12 protein-coding genes are annotated in these 9,525 nt (G+C 45.4%); 5 read left to right on the forward strand and 7 right to left on the reverse strand.

What is annotated here, in order from left to right; all coding sequences use genetic code 11:
• The first annotated feature begins 96 nt into the window (after window positions 1–96).
• Window positions 97–402 (forward strand): cytochrome c, encoded by a 306-nt coding sequence (locus A3756_RS17215; RefSeq protein WP_068509251.1) that lies wholly within the window; start codon window positions 97–99, stop codon window positions 400–402.
• 141 nt (window positions 403–543) lie between these two features.
• Here the strand turns inward: A3756_RS17215 and A3756_RS17220 are convergent, their stop codons facing one another.
• The 7 genes from A3756_RS17220 to A3756_RS17250 all read right to left on the reverse strand — a co-directional run bounded on the left by A3756_RS17220 (window position 544) and on the right by A3756_RS17250 (window position 6,629).
• The gene (locus A3756_RS17220; protein WP_068554061.1) at window positions 544–1,509 is read right to left on the reverse strand and encodes a GNAT family N-acetyltransferase; all 966 of its coding nucleotides are present in this window, start codon (window positions 1,507–1,509) and stop codon (window positions 544–546) included.
• A gap of 52 nt (window positions 1,510–1,561) precedes the next feature.
• Window positions 1,562–2,329 (reverse strand): tRNA (guanosine(46)-N7)-methyltransferase TrmB, encoded by a 768-nt coding sequence (gene trmB / locus A3756_RS17225; protein WP_082865329.1) that lies wholly within the window; start codon window positions 2,327–2,329, stop codon window positions 1,562–1,564.
• Window positions 2,330–2,445: 116 nt separating this feature from the next.
• On the reverse strand, window positions 2,446–2,877 hold the full coding sequence (locus A3756_RS17230; RefSeq protein ID WP_068509254.1) for an arsenate reductase ArsC: 432 nt from the start codon (window positions 2,875–2,877) through the stop codon (window positions 2,446–2,448).
• Between the two features lie 357 nt (window positions 2,878–3,234).
• Complete coding sequence (locus A3756_RS17235; RefSeq protein WP_068509256.1) at window positions 3,235–4,215, reverse strand: GlxA family transcriptional regulator; 981 nt, start codon at window positions 4,213–4,215, stop codon at window positions 3,235–3,237.
• Between the two features lie 170 nt (window positions 4,216–4,385).
• A complete protein-coding gene (locus A3756_RS17240; RefSeq protein WP_068509257.1) occupies window positions 4,386–5,897 on the reverse strand; it encodes a YifB family Mg chelatase-like AAA ATPase in 1,512 nt (503 codons plus the stop codon).
• A 194-nt stretch (window positions 5,898–6,091) separates the two neighbouring features.
• Window positions 6,092–6,340 carry an accessory factor UbiK family protein gene (locus A3756_RS17245; RefSeq protein WP_068509259.1) on the reverse strand — a complete coding sequence of 83 codons (249 nt, stop codon included), beginning with the start codon at window positions 6,338–6,340 and terminating at the stop codon, window positions 6,092–6,094.
• Complete coding sequence (locus A3756_RS17250; RefSeq protein ID WP_156490560.1) at window positions 6,333–6,629, reverse strand: hypothetical protein; 297 nt, start codon at window positions 6,627–6,629, stop codon at window positions 6,333–6,335. Before A3756_RS17250 ends, A3756_RS17245 begins: the two co-directional genes overlap by 8 nt.
• A 139-nt stretch (window positions 6,630–6,768) precedes the next feature.
• Here A3756_RS17250 and glnK point away from each other — a divergent pair, with 139 nt between their 5' ends.
• The 4 genes from glnK to A3756_RS17270 all read left to right on the forward strand — a co-directional run.
• Window positions 6,769–7,107 carry a P-II family nitrogen regulator gene (glnK, locus tag A3756_RS17255; protein WP_068507212.1) on the forward strand — a complete coding sequence of 113 codons (339 nt, stop codon included), beginning with the start codon at window positions 6,769–6,771 and terminating at the stop codon, window positions 7,105–7,107.
• Between the two features lie 67 nt (window positions 7,108–7,174).
• On the forward strand, window positions 7,175–8,434 hold the full coding sequence (locus A3756_RS17260; RefSeq protein WP_231872228.1) for an ammonium transporter: 1,260 nt from the start codon (window positions 7,175–7,177) through the stop codon (window positions 8,432–8,434).
• A 175-nt stretch (window positions 8,435–8,609) separates the two neighbouring features.
• Complete coding sequence (locus A3756_RS17265) at window positions 8,610–9,008, forward strand: PilZ domain-containing protein (protein ID WP_068509265.1); 399 nt, start codon at window positions 8,610–8,612, stop codon at window positions 9,006–9,008.
• A 109-nt stretch (window positions 9,009–9,117) separates the two neighbouring features.
• Window positions 9,118–9,525: SOS response-associated peptidase family protein (locus tag A3756_RS17270; RefSeq protein WP_068554064.1), on the forward strand; the 408-nt coding region annotated here is incomplete at its 3' end.

The raw sequence follows: 9,525 nt of genomic DNA on the forward strand, positions 1-9,525 counted from the left end.
ATTTATTTTTGTAATGCTTAAATGGATCAGTACAAGGAATTATTTGCTAATTCAATACGTTAATTGTCCGGTTTAGAACATGAAAGGATATTAAATATGCCTATCGTTTATACAATCACCTTGTTATGTATCTTCTTAGTTGGGTGTGGCAATGACCAGCACAACCACCCAGACCTAGCGTCAGGAAAAGACCTATTCGAACACCATTGCTCTGAGTGTCATAACTCAACAGGCTTAGGAAAATTTCTAAGGGCTGTTCCGCCTAATAAGGGCACTAAACTAAGTGCTTGGCAGGTATCTCATAAAGTTAGGGTGGGAAGTGATGCTAGTAAGATGACGACTTTCGAGAATATGAGTGTAGAAGAGTCAATGAAGATCTCCGCATACTTAAAAGGTCTGTAGCCAGATATATCGAGACCTAAAAAGGTCTTTAGGTGGTTGCGAGCATTGAACTATTGCTCAAACTGACTGTTTTGTCCTTATCTAAGCAAGCTCGTTGAGCGTCTTAAGTGCTGAGCAATGAGACCCAAACAAACAATAATACTAAGATGAAACAAGCCGATGCGTCAGCAAACCATAGCGTTTTCGTTTTTGTCCTGACATTTGATCAATATCGACCACGACAAAGCCGTCAACGCAATCACTAAAGTCCGAGTCGATATTGAAGCCTAAAAAGCGCGTCCCGCCTGGTTCTGACAATTCTGCATACTGTTTGTATAAAACAGGAACAGCGAAGCCAAGATACCTTAGCTGTTTCTTGAGCTTAATGAAGCCTTCCTTTAGATCTAAACCTTCAAAAAATTGATCTAGGTGCTTTTTTGAAGCCTCACTTAGCTGGTATGGGTGATGACAGACTAGATACTTTGTCTCAGTTCCATAGTAGTGCTGATAGAAATAGATAAGTAAGTCTTTAGCTGGTGCAGATAAGGTATTGCTAATACTTACTGCGCCGAACAAGTAACGGTATTGAGGGTGTAGCCTAAGAAAGGCTGCGATGCCATACCACAAATATTCCAGGCTTTTGGAACCCCAGTATTGTGGCTGAACAAAACTTCGGCCCAGCTCCAACCCATGCTCTAGAATGCTACGCGATGCTGGTAAGTAGTCGAATAAGCTCGCAGTATAAAGAGGAGAATTAACAATCAGCCGATCAGAATCTTCCTGTACATCGAGCTGATCAGTACCTCTTAGGCGATACGCGCCGACCACCTCACCTTGCTCTTCATCCCAAAGGACGATGTGCATATAGTGGGCATCGTACTCATCGAGATCACGTTCACGCCCTGTTCCTTCGCCCACCAAGCGGAAGGACTCTTCTCGCAAACGGCCAATTTCATTCATTAGCACCGAAGATTGGCGGTGATGATAAAGCAATATTTTCTTGGCATCCTGGGTTTCACCCAGAAGCTCGCAGTTGGCAATATCGGCTCTCAAACGGTCACGGCACTCTTTTGGCGCTATCTCAGCAACAACACCTTCAGTGCTTTTCGAGTTATCGTGCCCTGACATACATACAAACCTTGTTTTAGCTATTATTGCTTCTTATGAAGACTCTATGTATTTAAGCAATACGTCGGTAGAGCAAATCCCAAACACCATGCCCTAAACGCTGACCGCGCTTTTCAAACTTAGTTAAGGGGCGGTTTTCAGGGCGTTCAGAGTATTGCCCGGCTCCGGCCACGTTTTCATAGCCTGGCGCGGCTTCCATCACTTCCATCATATGTTCTGCGTAAGGCTCCCAGTCTGTTGCCATATGGAAGACACCTCCGATTTCAAGCTTTGACCTGATTCGCTCAGCAAACTCGCTCTGTACAAGGCGACGTTTATTATGGCGTGCTTTATGCCATGGGTCGGGAAAGAAAAGCTGTAGGCGACTAACGGAATCATCAGCAATATTCCGTGCCAGCACTTCGTTGGCGTCGGCGCAGAATACTCGTAAGTTTTCCAAGCCTAGATCACCCGCCTGATTTAGGAGCGCACCAACTCCGGGACGATGAACTTCAATCCCCAAATAGTTCTCATTAGGCGCCTGATGAGCCATTTCACTTAGTGATGCACCCATGCCAAAACCAATTTCTACCACTAAAGGTTGCGCAAGAGGAAAACTCTCACGAACATCAGAAGGCGCTTTCGCTAACTCCAAGCCCATCGTTGACCAACACTCTTCAAAGCCTCTTTGCTGGCCTGCGGTCATCCTTCCACTGCGAACAACGAAGCTTCTAATCGGCCTTTTCTTGAGGTTAGCCACTTCAATTTTAGGACCTTTGGTATTCGTCTCTTTTGAGTCAGTTTCGTCCGTCTGTGCGGAATCCTGATGTTCTTCGGTCATTATGTTGAGCCTTGTTACGTCAGTGCAAATGCAGTTTATTAAAGAAGCTTAGTATTGATTAAAAAGCGCGCATAATAGGACTGCATGGAGCAAAGATCAAGGTATCTCAAGCCGCTTTAGCTAGAAAAGCTAGACGACTCAACAAAAGCCCTGATTTCATCTCGCACACGCCTATAACTCTCCAACTCATCTTCCTGATTAGCAGCTAGTTTCGCTAACGATGGCGGGTCATCAAAAGGAACATGCTTAATCTCTTTGAACTCCGATAAGTTTGGGCAATGTTCAGCAGCATGACCGCAAACTGTCACGATCAAATCGAACTGTTGCGCTTCGAGCTCTTCAATATGCTTAGAATAATGTTTGCTCATATCTACCCCAAGTTCCCCCATCACTGAAACAGCATTAGGGTTCATACCGTGGGTTTCTATGCCTGCAGAGTATGCTTGCCACTCTTTATTTCTGATCGTATTTACCCAGGCTTCGGCCATTTGGCTTCGACAAGAGTTACCGGTACACAGAAAAAGGACTTTTTTGGGTGCCTGAGACATCTCGGTTTAGTCTTCCTTTTGTAAGGGGATGAATGCTAATAGACCACGTAAATCTGAAAAGATTCATCAAGTATTATTATTTTTTTGAACCAAGTTACATTTCCATTGTCTGAACTTACGACAGCAAGGCTAAATGTTGTGAAAGGACTGCTATGTAAGTAATTCTTGGCATGCGATAGCATGTTATAACGAATCATTACAAATATAGCTCACTTTTTAACCACATTACGGAAATTTTAGTCTTATACTGTTATTACAGATCACGAAGAAGCGATCGTGATTCTGTCTTCCTTGAAGAAACCCCTATTATAGGAGCCCTAAACAGGCTCCTCTTTTTTTGTCCCAAATTATTACTCTTTAATCTAACTGGAAGAGTTTTGGACGCACCATTTTCTTATAATCACTTGGCGTCAGCCCTACCTTGGTTTTAAACACCCGAGAAAAGTAAGCCGTATCTTTATAGCCAACGTTTTCAGCCACATCCTGAATGCTTAGATCGGTTGATTTCAATAAGTCACGGCCATTTTCAATGCGTAAGTCCTGAAGGTACTGATTCGGTGTCATGCCTAATGCTTGCCTGAAACGACGTGTAAACGTTCGTACTGGCATGCCTGCTCTTTCGGCCATCTGGGGAATATCAATATCTTCATGACACGAGGACTTTAACCACGCCTGAATCTCGATAATATCTTCATCTGCATGCGCGGCTCGTCCGACTGAAAACATAGGCAAGTCGTAGCTGCTGCCTACTTCATGGGCAAAATGGCGCTCCGCTAACTGACGTTTTTCCAAACCAAAGGCCTGGCCAATCAAGTGAAAGACCAAGTCTGACAGCGCGTTGATACTGCCAGCACAATAAATTCGGTTACCATAAGTAATGAAGTGCTGGCGTTTTAGTTCAACGTGAGGGTAACGCTTTTCAAATTTATCAAAAAAGAACCAGTGAGTCGTAGCAGGGGTCTTGTCTAAAAGGCCTGCTTCTGCCAAGAAATAGGCACCGGCCCCTGTGGCAATAAAGTTAGTCCCTTCCTCATAGCGCTGCCTTAACATCTCTGGCAACTTGGGATAACGTTTCAATAAATGTACCGGATCTCTCCAATTTGGTGGAATAAAGATCCAGTCCATATGACCAAGAGATTCAATACGCTCTTCGATATTTAAAGGAATATCGCCAGCAACCTGAGGCTGTTTATCTTCGAGCTTAACCATATGCAGCTCAAGCGGCCTGGATTCCCGCGCCATGCGCGCCATTGCATTAGCGGCCTTCAGAATTTCATAGGGCCTGGTTATCCCTGAAAAGAGTGCGCGGTCATAAACTAGAAACGCAGCTTTTATCATTAGCTATTCCTCAACTTCCCTTCAGCAGTTTCGCTCACTTCACCACGCATTCAAAAGTGGCTATTTATTTATGATGCGTAAGTTTAGGCCATCATCTTAGCCAATTTCATAAAGCGATGGAAGTCACAGCTGTACGCCATAAGCTTTAAAGACTTTTCTTTACATAGCACTCAGCTACCAGACTTTCTATCCAAACCCCGGTAAGCCAAAGCTTCACTTAAATGAAGCATTTGAATACTCTCACTTTCCTGTAAATCTGCCAAAGTACGCGCGACTTTAAGAATCCGGTGAGCCGCCCTTGCCGACAAAGCCATCCTATCCATGGCGGACTCCAGAAAAGTGCGCATATCGTCTTGCATGGCACAATGTTCTGCAATCTCCCCACCCTCAAGCGCACTATTAAGCTTGCCCTGCCTGGTGATTTGCGCGTCTCGGGCTTTGCTCACGCGAGCCAGTACCTCATTCGAAGACTCACTAGCCTGAGCTTTGCCAAGTAAAACCGATGCAGGTTGACTCGCCACTTCGACATGCAAATCGAAGCGATCCAATAAGGGGCCCGACAACTTCCGCCGATAGTTACTTATCTGCTGGGGGGTATCAGTACAACTCACTGTAGGGTGGCCGCTATAGCCACAAGGGCATGGGTTCATTGCTGCAATTAACTGAAAGTCTGCCGGAAATGTCAGGCTCGCACTGGCTCGGGAAATTCTGATCTCCCCACTTTCAATCGGCTCCCGAAGTACTTCAAGCACCGAGCGTGCATACTCTGGCAACTCATCCAAAAACAATACACCATAATGGGATAAGGATATTTCACCAGGCTTTGGCTGTGCGCCACCACCAACGAGCGATACGGAAGAAGCTGTATGGTGAGGAGAACGAAAAGGCGCTTGCATCATCAAGCCCGGTTTTCTGGGAATACCCGCCAGCGAATAGATTGAGGCCACCTCCACTGCCTGAGCATTGCTTAAGCGTGGCAGAATACTTGGCAGGCGAGAGGACAGCATGCTCTTGCCTGTCCCTGGAGGGCCGTAGAATAATAGGTTATGGCGTCCAGCTGCTGCCAACTCCAAAGCACGTCTCGCTTGGAACTGACCCTTAATATCAGCCATATCCGGCTGCTTTTCGTCTTCCAAAATCATTTCTTCATAAGAAAGGGCTTGCAAAACACCGGGTGATTTAAGGTGCTGGCAAATTTCGCTCAAATGGCGTGCGGGGAAAATTGTATCGCTGCCAGCCATTTTCCCTTCATCAGCGTTACCATATGGGATAAATAAACATCGGCCGTCTTTTACGCTGGCAATAGCCGTGGGTAATACACCGGCAACCGGGCGCAAGTCTCCGGTTAAGGCCAGCTCACCAATAAACTCACTTTCACCAAGCTTTTCCGAGTCTATTTGACCTGTCGCAGCCAGGACTCCAATAGCAATTGCCAGATCATATCGTCCCCCTTGTTTAGGCAAGTCTGCAGGCGCCAAGTTAATGGTCACACGCCGATTCGGAAATTCGAAGCCAGAGTTGATTAAGGCACTGCGTACCCTTTCTTTGCTCTCTCGAACAGCCATTTCTGGAAGCCCAACAATCGCTAGGGATGGCAAACCATTTGAGAGATGAGTTTCGACTGTCACCAAAGGTGCATCGACACCGAGCTGAGCCCGGGTATAGATAATAGATAACGACATCGCATTCCTTTGCTAAGTTCATATCTGTTTAAGAAGGTAAGGAGCTGTATCAGGTAGACCGGAAAGCGCCTCATTAATACGCTTTGTATTAACTATTGCGCCATTTTAGATCAGCAGCATTATGCCCCTCAGTAGTGCAAGCACTGCATAAGTACAGTGCAAGAACGAACAAGTTCCATCTGTTCGTCATTAAATCAAGCTGACTTTTTCTCTAATTCAGCAAAATCTTTTTCTAGTTGTTCCAATTTGGCGCGTGTTGTTTCCAGCACCAATTGCTGAGTCTCAAACTCCTCACGAGTGACTAAATCCAGCTTGGAAATGACACCATTAATAAGAATTTTCAGTTGCGCAGTCAGATCCTCTTGAGCCGACTTTCCGGCGTCAGGTAATATCTGACTAACCTGTTCGTGGATGGTGTTAAGTACTTCTTGAGGGCTAAGCAACAAACGCTCCTTGGAATGCCTGGGACATTCTTTCTACATCAAACAAAAGAGCTATTCTAACACGCCCTGCCAGCGAAACCCACAACCCTAAAAAGGACAGATCTATTTTCAAATAATCAGATCCTCCCCCTATAAAAATCACCAAAGAGATGCGCTCGCCGCCAACCCGCATCAGATATTGCGTCATTATGGTGCGCCAAATCCAAGCCCGCACCACAAGACCACAACAAAACCACCACTCAACAATAACACTTAATCTTATGTAACTGTTATATAAGCTTTTTTTCAAACTGGCACACCCCCTGCTATATACCGATCAGATTTGTTATTCCGAATGAGAGATTCGTTTTTCATTTTGAATAGCAAACAAGAACTAAAACACATTTTTTTAACTAGTAAATATTGCAGCGACAGCACAGGAGATATCCATGAAACTCGTAACTGCCATAATCAAACCATTTAAGCTGGACGATGTACGTGAGTCATTGTCTGAAATTGGCGTACAAGGTATTACCGTAACTGAAGTTAAAGGTTTCGGCCGTCAGAAAGGTCACACGGAATTATACCGTGGCGCTGAGTACGTTGTTGACTTTCTTCCTAAGGTTAAAGTTGAAGTTGCCATTGGTTCCGACTTGGTTGACCAAGTTGTTGAAGCTATCAGCAAAGCAGCTAATACCGGCAAAATTGGTGACGGTAAAATTTTCATTTCACCGCTTGAGCAAGTTATTCGAATCCGTACCGGTGAAACCGGCACTGATGCGGTTTAAATCTCATTCATCACTAAGCAACTAATTTTTTAGAATACAGTACGGAGATTTCCTTATGGAAAACGTAATGAACAACATTTATGAATTGCAGTATGCAATGGACACCTTTTATTTCTTGGTGTGCGGCGCATTAGTTATGTGGATGGCAGCAGGTTTTGCCATGCTGGAAGCAGGCTTGGTTCGCGCCAAGAACACCACTGAGATCCTAACCAAGAACGTTGCACTGTTTGCAGTATCATGCACCATGTACCTAATCTGTGGTTACGAGTTCATGTATGGCGGCGGCTTCTTCCTATCAGGTACTGACAGCGTTGCAACTATAGACGTTGCTCAAGCTCTAGCAGATTCTGCTGAAAACGGCTTCGGCGGTGACTCTGTTTACTCAGGCGCTTCTGACTTCTTCTTCCAGGTCGTATTCGTTGCAACGGCAATGTCTATCGTATCGGGTGCGGTTGCTGAGCGTATGAAGCTTTGGGCTTTCCTAGCATTCGCAGTTGTTATGACGGGTTTCATCTACCCAATGGAAGGTGGCTGGACTTGGGGTGGTAACTCTGTGTTCGGTATGTACGACCTCAGTAGCTATAGCGATTACGCTGGTTCAGGTATCGTTCACATGGCAGGTGCTGCAGCAGCATTGGCTGGTGTTATCATGCTAGGTGCTCGTAAAGGCAAGTACGGTGCTAACGGTCAGGTTAACGCTATCCCAGGTGCGAACCTTCCTCTAGCAACGCTAGGTACATTCATCCTGTGGATGGGCTGGTTCGGTTTCAACGGTGGTTCTACTCTTAAACTGGGTGGTATCGAAGTAGCTAACGAAGTAGCAAGCGTATTCTTGAACACTAACGCTGCTGCGGCAGGTGGTTTGATCGCTGCATTGATCGTTGCACGTATTCTATTCGGTAAGGCTGACCTTACAATGGCATTGAACGGCGCACTAGCAGGTTTGGTTGCGATCACTGCAGAGCCTGCTGATCCTTCTCCACTACTAGCAACGATCATTGGTGCGATCGGTGGTGTTATCGTAGTATTCTCAATCGTAACACTTGATAAGCTTAAGCTTGACGATCCTGTTGGTGCAATCTCGGTACACGGTGTAGTAGGTCTATGGGGTATCTTCGCAGTACTTCTATCAGACGCTGACGCTACATTCGCTGGCCAGCTGGTTGGTGCACTAACGATCTTTGTTTGGGTATTCGTATGTAGCTTGATTGTTTGGGGCGTTCTTAAAGCAATCATGGGCATCCGAGTAACTGACGAAGAAGAGTACGAAGGTGTTGATATCTCTGAGTGTGGTATGGAAGCTTACCCAGAGTTTACTCGCGACTAATCTCGAGTTAAACAAACTAAAAAGCGCCTCATTGTAGGCGCTTTTTTATGCCCGCCTTTTGCGTCAAAGCAGCCAACAAAAGACACATATAATTACTATCAAGACATTGATACTTCCGCAGCTCTAGACTATTGTTGTTAACTCCTCGCCAACTCTGACCAGGAAGTTTCACATAGTGCCCGATAAAAAGAAGATTACAGAAGCTCTTGAAAACACTCAGGAAATTACGGCGGAAGCTTTGAATGACGGAGCCGAGCGCCGTCAATACACAAGGCGTTCAGCCCATTGGCGTGCAACAATTACAACCCGCAAGAAACAAGTCGTTCAATGTAAAACGAAAGACATCTCTGAACGTGGAACCTCACTGGTAAGCCCCGTAGACTTCCGAAAAGATGCTTTGGTGCTACTTCAAATTGCCGCTTTCTACAATGGCAAGAAAATGGAGTTCAAAGTACTGGGCGAGATCAAACACACCTCGATCGCTCCGGACGGCTTCACGCTTGGCGTATTTATTAAAGAAGCGCCGGACACTGCTTTTGCATTTTTTAAAAAATATGCTGAAGGTCAGATCTAAATCAAGGGAATCAGTAATTTGCCTCTGACTTTTCGTTAATTTTTCATCACAGCCTATGATAATATTCCAATAAGGTAATAAGCTTAGTTTCAGGCAGAGGCTCCTTTACATGTGTGGAAGATTTGAAGTAGACAAAGCCATCGTCGATACAGGCGTATTCGAAGCATTTCATATACTTTTTCATGCCATAAACAATCATGACCAACGCCCTTCACAAGAGGTCGCCTGCCTTCACTATCAGCATGAGAAGCTATCGCAAACGCCTGCTCTCTGGGGGATCAACCCTCACTGGGCACATCACACCATATTCAACGCTCAGGCAGAAACCGTCGCCACCAAGAAGACCTTTAGTTCTGCTTATGCACTACACCGTTGCGTAGTACCCTGCTCGGCCTGGTTTGAATGGACAGGAGAGCCCGGGCACAAAATAAAACACCGTTTTTCACCGGCAATAGACGACGTTCTGTTTATGGCAGGAATACTATTTCCACTGAACTCAGGTGGCTTCCAGCTTGTT

Source organism: Oleiphilus sp. HI0086 (genome assembly GCF_001635225.1).

What these genes read in the sequence shown, in the direction of transcription:
- A3756_RS17215 (WP_068509251.1), top strand. Translation starts at nt 97, where the DNA reads ATGCCTATCGTTTATACAATCACCTTGTTATGTATCTTCTTAGTTGGG.
- A3756_RS17220 (WP_068554061.1), bottom strand. Translation starts at nt 1,509, where the DNA reads ATGTCAGGGCACGATAACTCGAAAAGCACTGAAGGTGTTGTTGCTGAG.
- A3756_RS17260 (WP_231872228.1), top strand. Translation starts at nt 7,175, where the DNA reads ATGAACAACATTTATGAATTGCAGTATGCAATGGACACCTTTTATTTC.
- glnK (WP_068507212.1), top strand. Translation starts at nt 6,769, where the DNA reads ATGAAACTCGTAACTGCCATAATCAAACCATTTAAGCTGGACGATGTA.
- A3756_RS17235 (WP_068509256.1), bottom strand. Translation starts at nt 4,215, where the DNA reads ATGATAAAAGCTGCGTTTCTAGTTTATGACCGCGCACTCTTTTCAGGG.
- A3756_RS17230 (WP_068509254.1), bottom strand. Translation starts at nt 2,877, where the DNA reads ATGTCTCAGGCACCCAAAAAAGTCCTTTTTCTGTGTACCGGTAACTCT.
- trmB (WP_082865329.1), bottom strand. Translation starts at nt 2,329, where the DNA reads ATGACCGAAGAACATCAGGATTCCGCACAGACGGACGAAACTGACTCA.
- A3756_RS17240 (WP_068509257.1), bottom strand. Translation starts at nt 5,897, where the DNA reads ATGTCGTTATCTATTATCTATACCCGGGCTCAGCTCGGTGTCGATGCA.